We start from the raw sequence: 15,030 nt of genomic DNA on the forward strand, positions 1-15,030 counted from the left end.
GGCCGAGCCGACTCCCCCTCCCCGCCCACCCGTTCCGCCCGACCCCTAGGTGACCACCGCATGCCCCCTCCCCCCGCCCCCGCCCGTACATCCGGCACCTGGGACGTGATCGTTGTCGGCGCCGGCCCGGCCGGCGCCACCGCCGCCCGCGTCGCCGCCGAGAACGGCTGTAAGACGCTGCTGCTGGAGCGCGCCGCCATCCCCCGCTACAAGACCTGCGGCGGCGGCCTCATCGGAGCGTCCCTCGCCGCCTTGCCACCCGGCCTGCCCCTGAAGGTGTACGACAAGGCCGGACGGTTCACCTTCGCCCTCGACGGCCGCAGGGAACGCACCCTCAGCTGCACATCCCCCACGCTCACCATGGTCTACCGCAGCGAGCTCGACGCGGCACTGACCGAAGCCGCCGCCGTCGCGGGCGCCACCGTCCGCGACAGCACGGCGCTGACCACCCTGGAGCAGGAGGGCGGCACCGTCACCGTCAGGACCAACCGCGGCGACACCCTCCGCACCCGAACCGTCGTCGGCGCCGACGGCAGCGCCAGCAGAGTCGCCCGGTACGTGGGCGTGCGGTGCGCCCAGGTCGACCTCGCCCTGGAGGTCGAGGTACCGGTCGACGAGCGGACGGCCGACCGGTGGCGAGGCCGCCTCCTGATGGAGTGGGGTCCACTACCGGGCTCCTTCGGCTGGGTCTTCCCCAAGGGCGACGTCTGCACCGCCGGAGTCGTGGCCGCCCGCGGCAACCCCGCCGCCCTGCGCGCCTACAAGGAGGACTTCCTCGCCCGGCACGGGCTCGTCGGCCCCCGTCCCCTCCACGACACCGGCCACCTGACCCGATGCCGCCACCCCGACTCCCCGCTGGCCCGCGGACGCGTACTCGTCGCCGGTGACGCCGCCGCTCTCCTCGACCACTGGTCCCGGGAAGGCATCTCCTACGCGTTGCGCTCAGGAGACCTCGCGGGCCAGGCCGCAGCCCGCCTCGTCTCCGCCGCCGACGATTCGGAGGTGAGCGCCACCGCCGACCGCTACGGGCGGAAGATCGACGACGTCCTCGGCGTCGAGATGCGTGCCAGCGGCACGCTGATGAACCTCTTCGCCCGCAACCCCGGACTCGTCCACACCGCCCTGACCCGCGTGCCTCCCGCATGGCGCCGTCTCGACGCCTACATCGCCGGCCGCACCAGCGTGGCCGGAATCATGGCTCTGCCCATGGCGCGCGGCGCCACCGCGCTGGCCACCCGCCTCCCTCGTGCCCGCGAGAACTCGGCGTTGTGATCCGCCGTTCAGGTCGACGAGGGCGCCTACATCTTGGCCGGCACCTGCGCTGTCGCCTCGATCCGACTCCGGCTCCGCACCCGGCCCGCCGGTCAGGCTCCCGTGAGCGTGCTGAGTTCCCGCGTCGCATCGCGTTCGACGCGCGAGAGCTCGTGGAGGATGGAGTCGGCCTGCACGAGGTTCTTCGCGTCGCCGGACTCGCCTGCTGTCGCGACGAGTGGGGCCACTTGCGTCCAGAGGGTGGCGGCCCGTGGCAGGTCTTCACCCGGATTTTCGCTGCGCTGCAGCCACCCCCTGCGGGGCGGTGTCCACCAGGTAGGCGTCCTGCTCGTCGTAGCCGTACATGGCCACGACGTGCCCGCCGCAGTGCACCTTGGTCGATGGATGCCGCCACCCTCTGCCGGCGGCCGGACTCCTGGTGAGCTCGAACGGCTTCACCCGGCCTCCCAAGAGCCGTGGAGCGCCGCAGGGCTGGAGCAGGGCTGGATCCGAGAAGACCGCCGCCTCCTGCCGGGCGGCGGTCACACTCGCTCGGTTCCGGCTCCGGTCCGGAACGTTGGAAATGGATCTCCTGGTCAAAGGGTCAGCAGCACGCGATGGGCGATGCTGGTGTCCCGCAGGGGTTTGAGTACCAGGCGCACCAGGGCCAGTGCGTTGTCGTCGCCCGCGATGCGGTTGGCGCTGAGCTCACCGCAGGACAGGCAATGGTGGATGATCATCCATTCACCATCGGGCCGTACCGACATGCTCAGTGCTTCCATCCGACCTCTGCAGTCCGCGGCCCGGTCGCCCGGGACTCGTCGGTCGACGTGAAGACTGGACAGACAGTTCGGGCAGTGATTGCGGTGTGTGGTGCCGGGCGCGTCCAGCGACACGTCGAGCCGACAAGCCACGCACCGGAAATCGTTCGCCCGGTGCCCTCCTTGGCCGTGGAGGACGTCTTTGCGCCGCTGCGGTCGCCGCACGGCCTGCGCACGCCTGTGCGGCTTCTTGCTACGCCTTGGCATGATCGCACTTCTCCTTCCGGCTCAGAGGTCACCGAACACTTCGAGCGGGAAGGGTGGTTGCGCCAGTGGCCGCACGGCCATACGCATGAGGATGAGCTGGTTGTCGTCCGTGCAGACGGGGTTGGAGGTCAGCTCGTCGCAGCGCACGCAACGGTGGATGACCATCCAGTCACCGGTTCGCAGTACTGCGATGGAGATCGGCGACATACGGCCGTTGCAGTCGCTGGGGCCGCCCTCGACGCGGTCGAGAACGTGCTGCGAGTGCAGGCACGACGGACAGTGATTCCGCCGTGTGCCGTCGCCGGCGACGGTGGACACGGTAAGGCCGCACCACGCGCAGAGGAAGGTTCCGGTGAGGACGTTGCGCGGAGTGTTTGAGAGAGTCTTTCTGGTGCTGGACACCCGGTGTGCTCCTTGCTGAGTGGTCTGTGATGACAGCAAGAGCAGGCCGAGCGGCCTCGACGAAGAGGCCCGCCCTGTGCCGCGACATGCGTGCGGACTCGGTGATGTGGGCGGGGCCAGAACAGCCCGGAACACGTCCGGCTACCGACCGGCAGGGCCGGCATCAAAGGGAGCGGACGGTCAGGCGGTGCGGCGAGGCGCGCTCAGCGCGGGCCGGGGCATAAAGTCTCTTTTCCAGGGCGCGACTGGCCCAGAGCAGGTCGACGGAGCACCGACAGAGTAATCACGGCTCCAGGACGCCGCCAACGCATTTATGGGGCCCATCCCTGTCCCGGGCATACACGAGCAGTATCACCGAACGCCTCCGGACCTGGGCGTGGTCCCTGCGCACCGTGGTGCGGCGTCAGCCACCTCAGCGACCTCCAGGCGATCCCAACGCGGAGGTGTGCACACCGCAAGGGGATGTCCCGGCCGGAGCGGTCGTAGTCCAGCCGGTGTCATCTGGAAGCGAGCTTCCAGGACGCGACCGGCGCCTCACCGGCCCGGTCGGCGACACCGATCTCGAGCAGCGCGGTAGTTCGCTCGACGCCGAGGAAGACGAAGCTCGACACGTCGAATACCAAGGCACGGTCGCCCGTACCGGAGTTGGGCAGAACCAGGCCGGTGCCTGTGCGCCCGACCCGGTCCTGAACCTCGTTCTCGACAACGACGCCGGGGATCCGGCGCGCGGCCTGGTAGAGCGCCTCACCGAGGCCGGGGACCAGGACGGCCGGTTCGAGCAGGGCGGATATGTGCTCGAAGACGGCCTCCTCATGGGTCGGGCCCTGCCCTTGCGTTTCCCGGTAGATGTACGCAAGCAGCTTCTGCGGGTCGGTGGGCAGCTCCCGGAGTTGTTCCCAGTAGTCCGTGCCGCCGGACATGGCCATGTGTTCCGTCGTCGGCGCGGCCGGATCAAGACGGTCCGTGACCGCGTCCTCCGGTCCCGTGAGGACCAGACCGTCCCGCCCGCCGTCCACTGCAAGCCAGTCCTCGCGCTGGACGACCTCCGCGTCGCCCTGGAACCCGGTGTAATCCCCCGACATCACACGCCGTTTGTACAGGAACTGATCCTTGTTCATCGTGATCACCGGGGGATCGCCGACTGTCGTGGTGACCCGGCTCGGGGTCTGCACTACCTCCTGCTCGCCCTGCAGCTCGGTGACGACCACCGTCCCCGTGACCGCGGTGGCCGCCAGGGCCAGTGGCGCCGCCCAGACGACGAGCCGCCGACCGGGGAACGTCCGGGGCGCGGCCATCCGCTTCTTCCCGATCTCCCGCATCAGGTGCCGCCTGAGGGCCCGGTGCCGTTCCGGGCCGAGCGTCGGGTCGCCCGGAGCCGGCAACAGCTCGGCCAACTCCTCGTACTCGAGCCCGCGGTGCCGCTCCGGGGTCATCGATTCCTCTCCTTTGCGCACTGGTCCACTCGGCTGAGCCGCTCACGTGTCGGGGTGCCGGAGGCAGCGTGCCGTGCCGCGGCGGGCCGTCGCCCGCGCTCCGCGTCCGTGAGCTCACGCAGTCTCTTCCTGGCACGCGACAACCGCACCCGTACCGTGCCGGCCGCCACCCCGAGCGCCTCGGCTGCCTCGGCGGTGTCGAGCCCCTCCCAGACGCACAGGGTGAAGACCTCCCGCTCCGCCCGCCGCATGCCGCTCAGCGCCCGCTGTGCGGCGACCAGTTCCTCCTGGTCGGCCAGCCGCTGCGTCACCTCGTCGGCGAAGTCGGGGACCGGGGCGGCGGGAGGGAGCCGCGCGAGCGCGTTCCGGTGCCGGCGCGCCGTCCGCGCGATGTTGCGTATGACGTTCGTCGCTATGCCGAGCAACCAGGGGCGCAGGCTGTCCCCCTCCGGCAGCACCCGTTCACGCAGCCGCCAGGCCTCGAGGAAGGTCAGCGACACGACGTCCTCGGCCGTGGACCAGCTTCCCGTGACCCGTACGGCGTGCCGGTGGACCGTCGATGCATAGGTGTCGAATAGTCGGCCGAAGGCCTCGGGGTCCCCCGCTCGGACACGGGCGCGCAGTGAGTGCTCCACGCCTGTAACTGTCCGCAGGACACGCAGCGCATCAGTGACGTGCGTCATACGGGTGGGTGGAGGGAGATGGAAGGACGTCGTGTGACCTGAGCGACAGTAATCGCCCCGCGCCTGCGGACAGTCCGAAGTGTGACACGCACCCCCATCGTCCTCCGCCCCAGACGTGCATCGTCGCCGAGACGGCCGGTCCGGCCGCACGAACTGCCGGAAGGATCCCCGCCACCGGCACACGCGCACCGAGCGCCCCGTGCCGGCAGTCGGCCCAAGCCTCCTTTCCGACGCGACATCCAGGGACTGCGCGGACTGGCCGTCACCCTGGTGGTGCTCGCCCATGCCGGACTCCCCCACCTCGCCGGCGGTTACGTCGGTGTCGACGTCTTCTTCGTCATCTCCGGCTTCCTCATCACATCCGGCCTGCTGCGGGAGGCCGGACAGAGCGGTTCCCTGCCCCTGCGGCGCTTCTACGGCAGACGCGCGCTGCGCATCCTCCCGTTGGCGACGCTGGTCTGCCTGTCCACCATCGTGTGCTGCCGGCTCTTCGCCTCGAAGATCCGTTACGAGGAGTTCCTGCACGACGCGCTGACCAGCGCCCTGTACGTCATGAACGTGAACCTGGCGCTCTCGGGAACCGACTACCTCCAGGAGGGCGGCACGCCGTCGCCGTTCCAGCATTTCTGGTCGTTGTCCGTGGAGGAGCAGTTCTACCTGCTGTGGCCCGCACTCCTTGCGGTGACCTGGAAAGCGCTGCGACGTCCCTGGCTGAGGGCCCTGCCGCTGGGCGGGCTCTGCCTGGTCTCGTACGTCCTGAGCGTGAAGGCGACCACGGGCGCGCCGTCCTGGGCATACTTCGGTCCCCACACCCGGCTGTGGGAACTGGGTGCCGGAGGCCTGCTGGCCTTCGGCGCCGGGGCGCTGGCGCGCGTACCGCGTTCCGTGTCCAGGACGGGTTCGTGGCTCGGGCTGTCCGCGATCATCGCGTCGGCCCTGCTCTACGACGCCGATACGCCCTTCCCCGGGCACTTCGCATGTCTGCCCGTGCTCGGGGCGGTCCTGGTGATCGCCGGCGGGTGCCGGCCGTCCCTGTCCGGTGCCTCACGACTGCTCGCGCTGCGTCCCGCAACCTGGGCGGGGGACCTCTCGTACGGATGGTATCTGTGGCACTGGCCGCTGCTGATGCTCGGTCCCGCGGCGCTGAACCGCACGGCCACTCTTTCGCTGTCCCTCCAACTGAGCGCGGTGGCCTTGCTGCTGGCCTGGGTGACCCTGCGTCTGGTGGAGGACCCCGTCCGCTTCCGCGCGTCGCTGCGTCGCAGACCTACGGCGGCGGCGGCCTTCGGCCTCGGTCTGTCCGCGAGCGTCGTGTGCGTCTGCCTCGTCGCAGCGTCCTTCCCGCCGACGATCAGCTCCGGGGTCCGCTCTCCGAAGCTGAGCGAGACTCTCGCGACGTCCCAGGACCCCCGGGGCCGGCTCGTCGGCCTCATCGCCGCGTCCGGAACCGAGTTGCCGGCCAATCTTTCCCCCTCACTGCCGGACATCAAGAAGCAGCGGTCGGCCGTCTACCGAGACGGCTGTCACGTCGGCTACACCGCCACACGTTCGCCCGCTTGCGTCTACGGGGACACGTCCTCGAAGAAGGTCGTCGTCCTCTTCGGCGATTCCCATGCGGCGCAGTGGTTCCCGGCGCTCGACCAGTTGAGCCGGGAGCACGGGTGGCGGCTGGTGTCGCTGACGAAGGCGTCCTGCAAGACCGCCGACGTCACGATCCGCGCCAATGGCAGAGCGTACGAAGCGTGTGACACCTGGAGGAAGAGGGCTCTGCAGCGGATCACGGAGCTGCGGCCGATGTTGGTCGTGGCCGCCTCGTCCGAGGCGGCCGAGCCGGTGAACCGGATGGAGGATCCGCCGCGGGAATGGATGACGGGCTACGAACATGTGTACCGGAGGCTGGTGCGTGACGCCGGCCGCGTGGCCGTGCTGCTCGACAACCCGTGGCCGAGAGGGGACGTCGTCGAGTGCGCGGCGCGGCATCCGCTACGGCTGGAGAACTGCGAGGTGGACCAGCGGGACGCGATCAAGTCCCCGACTCTCCGAAAGGCCGCCGAGAGGGCGGCCCGCCGCACCGGCGCCGCGTTCATCGACCCCGAGCCGTGGCTGTGTCCGCAGGCCGGCCGATGCCCCGCGGTCGTCGGAGACGCCTTCGTCTACCGTGATGAAAGCCACGTGGCGGAATCCTACGCTCAGGCGCTCACCCCGGTACTGCGGCAGGAGATCCGCGAGTTGAGAGTCGCGGGAGGACACGACGCCGCCGACTGACCGCCGCGTGCCCGGGGTTGTCGGGCCGTCGCTCGCGCTCCGACTCCGCGAGCCAGACCGAACTGCCGGCGTGGGAGGAGCCCAGCATGTTCCCACCCCGTGATGTTTTCCGCGTTCCCGCAAGGGGGCCGCCGGCTCCGGGCCCGGCATGACTGTTCCCCTCTGTCGGGCGTGGAGGTGGTGTCGCCGGGCCCGGTCTCGCCGTCGCGGAACGCTCAGTCGAGGCAGAACTCGTTGCCCTCGATGTCCTGCATCAGGATGCACGACTCGTTGTCGTCATCGGCAAGGAGCGTTCGTACGTGTACCGCACCGAGCGCGACCAGTCGTGCGCATTCGGCCTCGAGTGTGGCGAGGCGCTCTTCCCCCACGAGTCCGGTGCCGGCCCGCACGTCGAGATGTACCCGGTTCTTGACGATCTTCCCTTCGGGAACGCGCTGGAAGAGCAGGCGCGGGCCCGCGCCCGAGGGGTCACTGCATGCGAAGTAGGTGACCTGGTCCTCAGGCGGCAGCGAGCGATGGTAGTCCTCCCAAGTGGCGAACCCCTCCGGGACCGGCGGCACGACGTACCCCAGCACCTCACACCAAAAGCCGGCGAGGCGCGCGGGTTCTGCGCAGTCGAAGGTGACCTGGAACTGCTTGATCGATGACATCGGCGCACCCTAGCAGGGGCCCTCTGTCGCACATCTCCCGGCCTGGGAACGCATGTTGACCCAAGCCACGGTGTCCCGCGGACGTGCCACTCGAGTCAGGAACGCATGGGCCGCGGGTTCTGGACACCATGATATCTGCACCCGCGGGGTGAGTATTTTACGGAACATGCAGGCAGTTTCCTTACAGCATTGAACGGAACAGAATTGTTCAATACACCGAGACCGCCGCAACGTGCTACTGTCGTTCTCAGTTGCAGTTGTGGTTCCCGAATTTCAAGTGCTTCCCAGTCGGCTTCCGTGCCGAATGGAAGTACTTTTTGGACCGGTCTTTTCCGGGCGGGGTGATCATCGCGGCGACACGGCGTCCGTGCAGTGCGGACGCCGACGCACTGCCCCCGAAGGAGAGCAAGACATGGCTACTGGCATCGTGAAGTGGTTCAACGCGGAAAAGGGATTCGGCTTCATCGAGCAGGACGGTGGCGGCGCCGACGTGTTCGCCCACTACTCGAACATCGCCGCCCAGGGCTTCCGCGAGCTGCTCGAGGGCCAGAAGGTGAACTTCGACATCGCGCAGGGCCAGAAGGGCCCGACGGCCGAGAACATCGTTCTCGCCTGACGCGGGCGCGCCCGGCGGGCGCGCACTTCGTAGCTGGGGCCCGCATCCTTCGGGGTGCGGGCCCCAGCTGCATGCACTTACCGCAGTAAATTCCATCTGCGGAACGACAGCACGGCATCCGCGGATTCACGTACACGGATTCCTGTTTAATTCGGCCTATTCTTGCAATTCTCCATGCGCACCCTCATGCGGGAGTTCCTTGATATGTGCCGCATCGAGGAAGGTCCCGCATGAACAACCGCACACGCACGAACGACCGCTTCTCCCGTACTCGGAACGGCAGCGCCGCCCCCGGGAAGCACGGCGGCCGATTCGGTTCCCCGGCCCCGAGCCACTCCGGCGGACCGTTCCGCTCCAACGGACGCAATCGCCGCCCTGCCGCGGTACAGGGTGAGTTCGCCCTGCCGAAGACGGTCACCCCGGCGCTGCCCGCAGCGGCGAGTTTCACCGAACTCGACATGCCCGCGGAGCTGCTGGCCGCCCTCGGATCGCAGGGCGTTACGGTGCCCTTCCCGATCCAGGCCGCGACCCTGCCGAACTCCCTCGCGGGCCGCGACGTCCTCGGCCGGGGCCGCACCGGTTCCGGCAAGACCCTGGCTTTCGGGCTGGCCCTGCTGGCCCGTACCGCCGGGCAGCGTGCCGAGGCCCGGCAGCCGCTGGGGCTGGTCCTCGTACCGACGCGTGAGCTGGCGCAGCAGGTCACCGACGCGCTCACGCCGTACGCCCGGTCGGTGAGGCTGCGCCTGGCCACGGTCGTGGGCGGGATGCCGATCGGCAGGCAGGCGAGCGCGCTGCGCGGCGGTGCCGAGGTCGTCGTGGCCACCCCTGGGCGCCTCAAGGACCTCATCGAGCGCGGCGACTGCCGGCTGGACCAGGTCCGCGTCACCGTTCTCGACGAAGCGGACCAGATGGCCGACATGGGTTTCATGCCGCAGGTCACCGAGCTGCTCGACCAGGTTCGCCCCGAGGGCCAGCGCATGCTGTTCTCCGCCACCCTCGACCGCAACGTCGACCTGCTCGTGCGCCGCTACCTGACCGATCCCGTCGTGCACTCCGTCGACCCCTCGGCCGGCGCGGTCACGACGATGGAGCACCACGTACTCCATGTCCACGGCGCCGACAAGCACGCGGCCACCACCGAGATCGCCGCACGCGAGGGCCGGGTGTTGATGTTCCTGGACACCAAGCACGCCGTCGACCGGCTCACCGAACACCTCCTCAGCAGCGGGGTCCGGGCCGCCGCCCTGCACGGGGGCAAGTCGCAGCCGCAGCGCACCCGTACCCTGACGCAGTTCAAGAACGGGCATGTGAGCGTGCTGGTGGCGACCAACGTCGCGGCGCGCGGCATCCACGTCGACAACCTCGACCTCGTCGTCAACGTCGACCCTCCGACCGACCACAAGGACTACCTCCACCGCGGCGGCCGTACGGCCCGTGCCGGCGAGTCCGGCAGCGTCGTCACCTTGGTCACGCCGTCCCAGCGCCGCGCCGTGACCCGCCTCATGGCGACGGCCGGCATCGTCCCGCAGACCACCCAGGTCCGCGCCGGGGCGGAGGCCCTGCACCGCATCACCGGCGCCCAGGCACCCTCCGGTGTCCCGGTCGTCATCACCGCACCGGTGACTGAGCGCCCCAAGAAGCGTGGCGCCACCTCGCGCGGCCGGCGCCGCCCGGCTTCGGCGGCCCGGCGCGCGCCCGCCCGGCGGTCCGTCACGGACGCGGCAGCCTAGAACCGTCCTGATCAGAAGGCTGGCCCATCAGTTGACCGAACTCTGCAGGAGGCACTTCTTGACGCTGGTCCAGACGCAAGCCCGTCCGATGAGCACCGACGCCGCGCACAGGACGGCCGCCGACGCCATGGACGCGGCCGGGCCTCAGGTCTGGGAGGACATGACCGTCGAGGTGGCGCTGTCCGTCATGGCTGCCGCCCGCACGGGTCACCTCGTCGTCTGCGACGAGGACGGCCAGTACACCGGCCTGGTCACCCGGGACCGGCTCAATGCCGTGCGGGACGGTTCCGGTTACTCGGACCGGGTCCGTCTGCGCGACATCACCGAGAGCGACGGGCCCGTCGCCTCCCCGCTGACCACAGTGGCCGAGGCCGAGCACGCGATGCGTCACCGGCGGCTCGTGGCCCTGCCCGTGGTCGACGAACAGGGCAACGCCCTGGGCATTCTCGCCCACTCCCGCTGACCAGCCTCACCATGGTCGGTCCCTGCCCCTCTACTCGCTGTGAGGCATCATGCGCTGTGTCATCGCCCGCTTTCCGTTTGAGCTGACCAAGGGCGGCGTGCTCGAAACGATGAAGGGCGTCAAGCCCGAGCCGGTCACCGGCGACTCGGTGATCATCGGACGCCGCCACTATCCCGCCAAGCAGGTCGGCCAGGTCATCACCCACCAGGACCGCCGTGACTTCAGCGGCGGCGAGGTCCTCCGGGCCATGGCCCGGCTCGGCTTCACCTGCCGCACCGCCCCCGAGGCCCCAACCGTGACCGCGAGGATCGTCGACCCGCTCCAGCGGGCTTCCGCGATGCTCGGCGCCCCCTTGCCCGCCTGACCCGGCGGGACAGTCACGAACCAACAGCGGTCAGGGCCCCACCGGCGTACGCGGGTGAGGGCCCTGACCGCGTGCCGCGGCGTTCCCGGCCGACGGCGGCCCGCCGGCGGGAGTCAGGCGCTCAGTGATCGGAGTAGCTGAAGTCACCCACGGTCCAGGCGCTGACGTCCTCGATCGCCACGCGGTACATCCCGCCTGTTTCCGGGATCCCCATCGTGCCCTGCAGAATGCGCGCGACATGGAAGTGCAGGTGCGTGGGCGGCCCCTCTCTCTCTACAGGGGTGTCAAAGACGGCAGAGAACTCGCCCAGGTCGGCGGAGCCCGCCAGTACCTCCGACACCCTCTGCCTCCACACGGCTTCGGGAGCCAGGCGACCGGTGAGGACAGCGCCACCGGTGACCACGGTCAGGGACATCCGACTGCTTTGCCCGGATTCAACGAGGGCGACGATGTCAACGATCAGCCCATCAGACTTCGGCATGAGACGGGATTCTATACACCAAGCGACTCGGGCAGTGACACTATTCCGTCGGGCGGACACTCATGGCCTGCCGCCCAACGCCCGGGCACCACCGTACCCAATCATCAATCCCCCTCTGGCGTCGCTCATGCCGCAGGTTTTGTTCCGCCGGCGGTCAGGCTGCCTGGGTGAGTTCTGCGCGGCCGAAGAGGATCGCGTAGCCGGAGGGGAGTTGGGCGAGGATGCGATCGAGCAGGTCGGGCCCGGCGATGCGGGCGACGACGCCCAGAACGGATCCGACGTCCCAGCGGGTGGTGGCCAGGGTGCCGTCGGTACGGGTGGCGAGGTCTCTGACGAAGGCCCAGCCGGTCATCGAGTCGGTGGCGGGGATCTGGGCGGCGAAGATCTGTGCGGCTTCGTGGGGCAGGCGGGCGGCCAGCTCGACGCGTTCTTCGCCGGTGATGCGGCGCCCGAGGGCGGCCAGGGCGGCGGAGACGACTTCCTCGGCCCGTTCACGCGTGGGGTAGGCGCCGTTGTAGCGGACCTGCTCCAGCATCTGACCGTACGACATGACCGGGATCGTGGTAACCGCTGCCGGGGCCGTCTTGGTCTGCATCGGTGATGGGTGCCTTTCTCGCTCGTAGGGCGTGTTGACGGTGTGGCCCGGTGACCGCGAACACGGCGGTTTCAGTCACCGGATGTGGTGTCGAAGGTCGTGGTGTCCTGCGGCCGGCCGAAGAGCAGGTCGTATCCGGGTGGGAGTTGCAGCAGGATGCGGCGGGTCAGCTCCTCGCCCGCGGCGTCGGCGGTCACGCTGAGCACGGCGCCGATGTCCCAGGCCGCGGTCTGTTCGGTGGCTCCCTCGATCCACGCCGCGGTGGCCCGCACGAAGCGTTCGGCGGACAGGGGCTCGGCGGCCTGGAGCGGATTGAGCAGGATCAGAGCGAATGTCTCCGGGAGCCGGGCAGCCAGCTCCGCCCGTACCTCGCCGACCAGGTGCGCGCCCAGCAGTCCCAGCACGGTGCGGGCGGCACGGTCCGCCTCCGCGCGGGTCTCGTACTCGCCGCGTTCCTGTACCTGGTCGAGGAACACGTCCCAGTGCATGGCCATCGGGATCCTCCTTGCCCTGACGGTCCGTGCCGGCGGGCAGAGGGCGGGCGCTGCGGGGAGTCGGCCCGCCCTCCGTCGCCGTGGTGGCTGGGTCTCAGCCGGAGATCTCCTTGCGCCCCTCGCCGGCGCCGATGGAGATCTTGCGCGGCTTGGCCCGCTCGGCGATCGGGACGCGCAGGGTCAGCACGCCCGCGTCGTAGTCGGCGCTGATGTGCTCGGTGTCGAGGGAGTCGGCCAGCACCACCTGGCGGGAGAAGACACCCAGGGGGCGCTCCGAGAGCTCCATCTGAATGTCGTCGCTCTTGGTGACGGGACGGCGTTCGGCCTTGACGGTCAGCATGTTCCGCTCGACGTCGATGTCGATCGCGTCCGGGTCGACACCGGGCAGATCGAGCGCGATCACGTAGGCGTCGCCCTCACGGTAGGCGTCCATGGGCATCGCCGACGGACGCGACCAGGTGCCGGACGTACTGCCGAACAGCTGCTGAGTGAGCCGGTCGAACTCACGGAAAGGATCAGTACGCATCAGCATCGTGAAACACCTCCTGTACGGGCAGAACCGCTCATGCGCTGCTTCCTGTATTTCTTGTAGCATGTCATCGAAAGGATGACAAGCGCAGAAGTCACCTGTCGGGTGACGTCCTCGAGTGGAGGTGAACCATGACCGCGGACCCCCAGAAAGCCGGTACACAGCCCGCGTCGTTCCTCGCCGCCAAGGCGGCACTTGCGGCGATCGACGAAGCCGTCCACACCGCCCAGGGACCCCAGTCCGCAGAGCGGCCCGGCACCGAGGTCAGTCCCGACCAGGCCCTCGCCGCACTGCTGCTCCTGCGCCAGGTCCGCGCCCGTCTCGCGGGCTGGGAAACGGGACTGATCGAAACCGCACGTGATGCGGGGGCCAGCTGGGCCGACCTCGCCCACCCCCTTGGTGTCGCCAGCCGGCAGGCCGCCGAACGCCGCTATCTGCGCCTGCGCCCCGGAGCCCCCGGCACCACCGGCGAACAGCGCGTACAAGCCACCCGGGACCGCCGCGCCGCCGACCGAACCATCACCGCCTGGGCCCGCGGCAACGCCGCCGACCTGCGCCAGCTCGCCGGCCAGGTCATCGCCCTCACCGACCTCCCGGCCAAGGCCCGCACCCCCCTCCTGCAGGCCCTCGGCCACGACGACGCCGCTGGTCTCATCGCCCCTCTGGCCCGAGCCCGCGACCACCTCGCAGCCGACCACTCAGACCTCATCGTCCGCATCGACAACCTCACTCGCCACACAGACCAGCTCCGCTCACCCGGGCACGGCAAACGCCAGTCCTCCGGGTAACAGGCGGCTGCGCCGCCCGGTAGTGGTGTCGCACCACCCCCTGGGCCGTCACAGTCCGTGTCGCACAAAGCCCCTGGCAGCGTTGGCGGGTCCCATGTGAGCCCCACAACCAGTTCCACAGCAAGCGACGGAGCGTGGCCAGGCCACCAGGAAGGAGGATTGTGTAGTCCGCGGAGCGCGACTGCAGTTGTCGCTCGCGCTCTATCTCGTGGACACGATGACGGTGGGAGCCGCGCCCCGGCCTGGGTACTCAGAGAACCGGTGGACCGGTTCTTCCTCCAAGGCGGCTGGAACCGATCTTCGATGACTTTGCCCGTTGCTGGGAAGCCTTCGGCTCCACGGTGCCTGGCCGACCGGAGTCCAGGTGGGATCAGTGGGATCACCTTTCCACGTACTGGCCCTGGACGGCCGGCCCTCGGCAACGGCCGACCGGTTCTTCGCCGGCCCTGTCACTGTCACCCTGTGTCCCGCACCCGATGACACAACCGTCCGGTCCCCCGTCCACAGCCGCATCGCTCCGGCGCGTGGGCGACCGTGGCCACGGACATAGTTCCTGTTCCAGGCGCGGCCAACGGACAGCCTCAGATCCATTCCCTGCCTGGCCGTCCTCTCGGGCAGGCACAGTGGCCCTGTGCCTGCTTGCAGGGCCATTCACCGGTCCTGGCCTGCCGAACACCTGCGAAGAGGCGTCCATACCCGACCGCCGACCTCTTGAGCGGGCCAGGTCAGGCGTCGGTCTTGTCAGAGCGGTCAGCGGGAGGTTGTCGCAGTTGCTCGTTGATGCGCTGGGCTTCTTCGAGCTGGTCTTCCAGGACGATGATCCGGCAGGCGGCTTCGACGGCGGTGCCGGCGTCCACGAGTTCGCGGGCGCGGGCGGCGATGCGCAGTTGGTAGCGGGAGTAGCGGCGGTGGCCGCCTTCGGAGCGCAGGGGGGTGATCAGGCGGTGTTCGCCCAGGGATCGGAGGAAGGCGGGGGTGGTGCCGAGCATGTCGGCGGCCCGGCCCATGGTGTAGGCGGGGTAGTCGTCGTCATCGAGTGGGGTGGCGGGGCGGGTACTGCGAGGGGGCATAGACCTCTTCTTCCGGGGGACGCGTCGAGGGGCCCGGGCGCCGACTGGCGCCCGGGCCCCGAGCTTTCAACACCATCTGCCGGCTGACGTACGCCGACTTTCTTTTTCCGCTGCGGTCCGCCTGGGAGGGCGGGGCTGCGGGGATCGCGGATGCGTGACCGGGGACCACCTTCCAATCCGGGGCCTGC

19 protein-coding genes are annotated in these 15,030 nt (G+C 69.5%); 7 read left to right on the forward strand and 12 right to left on the reverse strand.

Going from position 1 to position 15,030, the window contains the following annotated elements:
• Window positions 1-60 precede the first annotated feature (60 nt).
• The gene (locus ACFW48_RS19085) at window positions 61-1,272 is read left to right on the forward strand and encodes a geranylgeranyl reductase family protein (protein ID WP_386316049.1); all 1,212 of its coding nucleotides are present in this window, start codon (window positions 61-63) and stop codon (window positions 1,270-1,272) included.
• Between the two features lie 92 nt (window positions 1,273-1,364).
• On the opposite strand, the gene ACFW48_RS19090 is transcribed toward ACFW48_RS19085, so the two are convergent.
• The 6 genes from ACFW48_RS19090 to ACFW48_RS19115 form a co-directional block, all read right to left on the reverse strand.
• Complete coding sequence (locus ACFW48_RS19090) at window positions 1,365-1,499, reverse strand: hypothetical protein (RefSeq protein WP_386316051.1); 135 nt, start codon at window positions 1,497-1,499, stop codon at window positions 1,365-1,367.
• A gap of 34 nt (window positions 1,500-1,533) precedes the next feature.
• Window positions 1,534-1,710 (reverse strand): hypothetical protein, encoded by a 177-nt coding sequence (locus tag ACFW48_RS19095; RefSeq protein ID WP_386316053.1) that lies wholly within the window; start codon window positions 1,708-1,710, stop codon window positions 1,534-1,536.
• Between the two features lie 137 nt (window positions 1,711-1,847).
• Window positions 1,848-2,279, reverse strand: a complete 432-nt coding sequence (locus ACFW48_RS19100) for an RNHCP domain-containing protein (RefSeq protein ID WP_386316055.1) — start codon at window positions 2,277-2,279, stop codon at window positions 1,848-1,850.
• 21 nt (window positions 2,280-2,300) lie between these two features.
• Window positions 2,301-2,681, reverse strand: a complete 381-nt coding sequence (locus ACFW48_RS19105; protein ID WP_386316056.1) for an RNHCP domain-containing protein — start codon at window positions 2,679-2,681, stop codon at window positions 2,301-2,303.
• A 497-nt stretch (window positions 2,682-3,178) separates the two neighbouring features.
• Window positions 3,179-4,114, reverse strand: a complete 936-nt coding sequence (locus ACFW48_RS19110; RefSeq protein ID WP_386316057.1) for a CU044_5270 family protein — start codon at window positions 4,112-4,114, stop codon at window positions 3,179-3,181.
• Window positions 4,111-4,749: an RNA polymerase sigma factor gene (locus ACFW48_RS19115; protein WP_386316058.1), complete on the reverse strand. Its 639-nt coding sequence runs from the start codon at window positions 4,747-4,749 to the stop codon at window positions 4,111-4,113. The genes ACFW48_RS19110 and ACFW48_RS19115 overlap by 4 nt, the downstream gene beginning before the upstream one ends.
• Window positions 4,750-4,878: 129 nt before the next feature.
• On the opposite strand from ACFW48_RS19115, the gene ACFW48_RS19120 reads away from it, so the two are divergent.
• The gene (locus ACFW48_RS19120; RefSeq protein ID WP_386316059.1) at window positions 4,879-7,062 is read left to right on the forward strand and encodes an acyltransferase family protein; all 2,184 of its coding nucleotides are present in this window, start codon (window positions 4,879-4,881) and stop codon (window positions 7,060-7,062) included.
• Window positions 7,063-7,277: 215 nt separating this feature from the next.
• On the opposite strand, the gene ACFW48_RS19125 is transcribed toward ACFW48_RS19120, so the two are convergent.
• The gene (locus ACFW48_RS19125) at window positions 7,278-7,712 is read right to left on the reverse strand and encodes a VOC family protein (protein WP_386316060.1); all 435 of its coding nucleotides are present in this window, start codon (window positions 7,710-7,712) and stop codon (window positions 7,278-7,280) included.
• A 412-nt stretch (window positions 7,713-8,124) separates the two neighbouring features.
• On the opposite strand from ACFW48_RS19125, the gene ACFW48_RS19130 reads away from it, so the two are divergent.
• The 4 genes from ACFW48_RS19130 (at window position 8,125) to ACFW48_RS19145 (ending at window position 10,885) form a co-directional block, all read left to right on the forward strand.
• Window positions 8,125-8,328, forward strand: a complete 204-nt coding sequence (locus tag ACFW48_RS19130) for a cold-shock protein (protein WP_386316062.1) — start codon at window positions 8,125-8,127, stop codon at window positions 8,326-8,328.
• A gap of 230 nt (window positions 8,329-8,558) precedes the next feature.
• Window positions 8,559-10,058 (forward strand): DEAD/DEAH box helicase, encoded by a 1,500-nt coding sequence (locus tag ACFW48_RS19135; protein ID WP_386316063.1) that lies wholly within the window; start codon window positions 8,559-8,561, stop codon window positions 10,056-10,058.
• Between the two features lie 58 nt (window positions 10,059-10,116).
• Entirely contained in the window at window positions 10,117-10,521 is a 405-nt protein-coding gene (locus ACFW48_RS19140) for a CBS domain-containing protein (protein ID WP_386316065.1), read from the forward strand.
• Between the two features lie 49 nt (window positions 10,522-10,570).
• On the forward strand, window positions 10,571-10,885 hold the full coding sequence (locus tag ACFW48_RS19145) for an SCO5918 family protein (RefSeq protein ID WP_386316067.1): 315 nt from the start codon (window positions 10,571-10,573) through the stop codon (window positions 10,883-10,885).
• 121 nt (window positions 10,886-11,006) lie between these two features.
• Here the strand turns inward: ACFW48_RS19145 and ACFW48_RS19150 are convergent, their stop codons facing one another.
• From ACFW48_RS19150 to ACFW48_RS19165, 4 genes are all read right to left on the reverse strand, one after another.
• A complete protein-coding gene (locus ACFW48_RS19150) occupies window positions 11,007-11,366 on the reverse strand; it encodes a hypothetical protein (protein ID WP_386316069.1) in 360 nt (119 codons plus the stop codon).
• 154 nt (window positions 11,367-11,520) lie between these two features.
• The gene (locus ACFW48_RS19155) at window positions 11,521-11,916 is read right to left on the reverse strand and encodes a DUF2267 domain-containing protein (RefSeq protein ID WP_386316071.1); all 396 of its coding nucleotides are present in this window, start codon (window positions 11,914-11,916) and stop codon (window positions 11,521-11,523) included.
• A gap of 116 nt (window positions 11,917-12,032) precedes the next feature.
• Entirely contained in the window at window positions 12,033-12,455 is a 423-nt protein-coding gene (locus tag ACFW48_RS19160; protein ID WP_386316073.1) for a DUF2267 domain-containing protein, read from the reverse strand.
• A 94-nt stretch (window positions 12,456-12,549) separates the two neighbouring features.
• Window positions 12,550-12,987, reverse strand: coding sequence for an Hsp20/alpha crystallin family protein (locus ACFW48_RS19165; protein ID WP_386316075.1), 438 nt, complete (start codon window positions 12,985-12,987; stop codon window positions 12,550-12,552).
• Between the two features lie 128 nt (window positions 12,988-13,115).
• On the opposite strand from ACFW48_RS19165, the gene ACFW48_RS19170 reads away from it, so the two are divergent.
• A complete protein-coding gene (locus ACFW48_RS19170; RefSeq protein WP_386316077.1) occupies window positions 13,116-13,772 on the forward strand; it encodes a type III effector protein in 657 nt (218 codons plus the stop codon).
• Window positions 13,773-14,497: 725 nt separating this feature from the next.
• Here ACFW48_RS19170 and ACFW48_RS19175 read toward each other — a convergent pair.
• Window positions 14,498-14,842: a MerR family transcriptional regulator gene (locus ACFW48_RS19175; RefSeq protein ID WP_386316079.1), complete on the reverse strand. Its 345-nt coding sequence runs from the start codon at window positions 14,840-14,842 to the stop codon at window positions 14,498-14,500.
• Window positions 14,843-15,030 lie beyond the last annotated feature (188 nt).

Origin of the sequence: Streptomyces sp. NPDC058812 (assembly GCF_042744565.1) — a bacterium.
GTDB classification, from domain to species: domain Bacteria; phylum Actinomycetota; class Actinomycetes; order Streptomycetales; family Streptomycetaceae; genus Streptomyces; species Streptomyces thinghirensis.

Bases quoted from the DNA above. Each gene is read 5' to 3' on its own strand.
- ACFW48_RS19135 (WP_386316063.1), top strand. From the start codon at position 8,559: ATGAACAACCGCACACGCACGAACGACCGCTTCTCCCGTACTCGGAAC.
- ACFW48_RS19175 (WP_386316079.1), bottom strand. From the start codon at position 14,842: ATGCCCCCTCGCAGTACCCGCCCCGCCACCCCACTCGATGACGACGAC.
- ACFW48_RS19165 (WP_386316075.1), bottom strand. From the start codon at position 12,987: ATGCTGATGCGTACTGATCCTTTCCGTGAGTTCGACCGGCTCACTCAG.
- ACFW48_RS19100 (WP_386316055.1), bottom strand. From the start codon at position 2,279: ATGCCAAGGCGTAGCAAGAAGCCGCACAGGCGTGCGCAGGCCGTGCGG.
- ACFW48_RS19130 (WP_386316062.1), top strand. From the start codon at position 8,125: ATGGCTACTGGCATCGTGAAGTGGTTCAACGCGGAAAAGGGATTCGGC.
- ACFW48_RS19085 (WP_386316049.1), top strand. From the start codon at position 61: ATGCCCCCTCCCCCCGCCCCCGCCCGTACATCCGGCACCTGGGACGTG.
- ACFW48_RS19170 (WP_386316077.1), top strand. From the start codon at position 13,116: ATGACCGCGGACCCCCAGAAAGCCGGTACACAGCCCGCGTCGTTCCTC.
- ACFW48_RS19110 (WP_386316057.1), bottom strand. From the start codon at position 4,114: ATGACCCCGGAGCGGCACCGCGGGCTCGAGTACGAGGAGTTGGCCGAG.
- ACFW48_RS19155 (WP_386316071.1), bottom strand. From the start codon at position 11,916: ATGTCGTACGGTCAGATGCTGGAGCAGGTCCGCTACAACGGCGCCTAC.
- ACFW48_RS19145 (WP_386316067.1), top strand. From the start codon at position 10,571: ATGCGCTGTGTCATCGCCCGCTTTCCGTTTGAGCTGACCAAGGGCGGC.
- ACFW48_RS19125 (WP_386316060.1), bottom strand. From the start codon at position 7,712: ATGTCATCGATCAAGCAGTTCCAGGTCACCTTCGACTGCGCAGAACCC.
- ACFW48_RS19160 (WP_386316073.1), bottom strand. From the start codon at position 12,455: ATGGCCATGCACTGGGACGTGTTCCTCGACCAGGTACAGGAACGCGGC.
- ACFW48_RS19150 (WP_386316069.1), bottom strand. From the start codon at position 11,366: ATGCCGAAGTCTGATGGGCTGATCGTTGACATCGTCGCCCTCGTTGAA.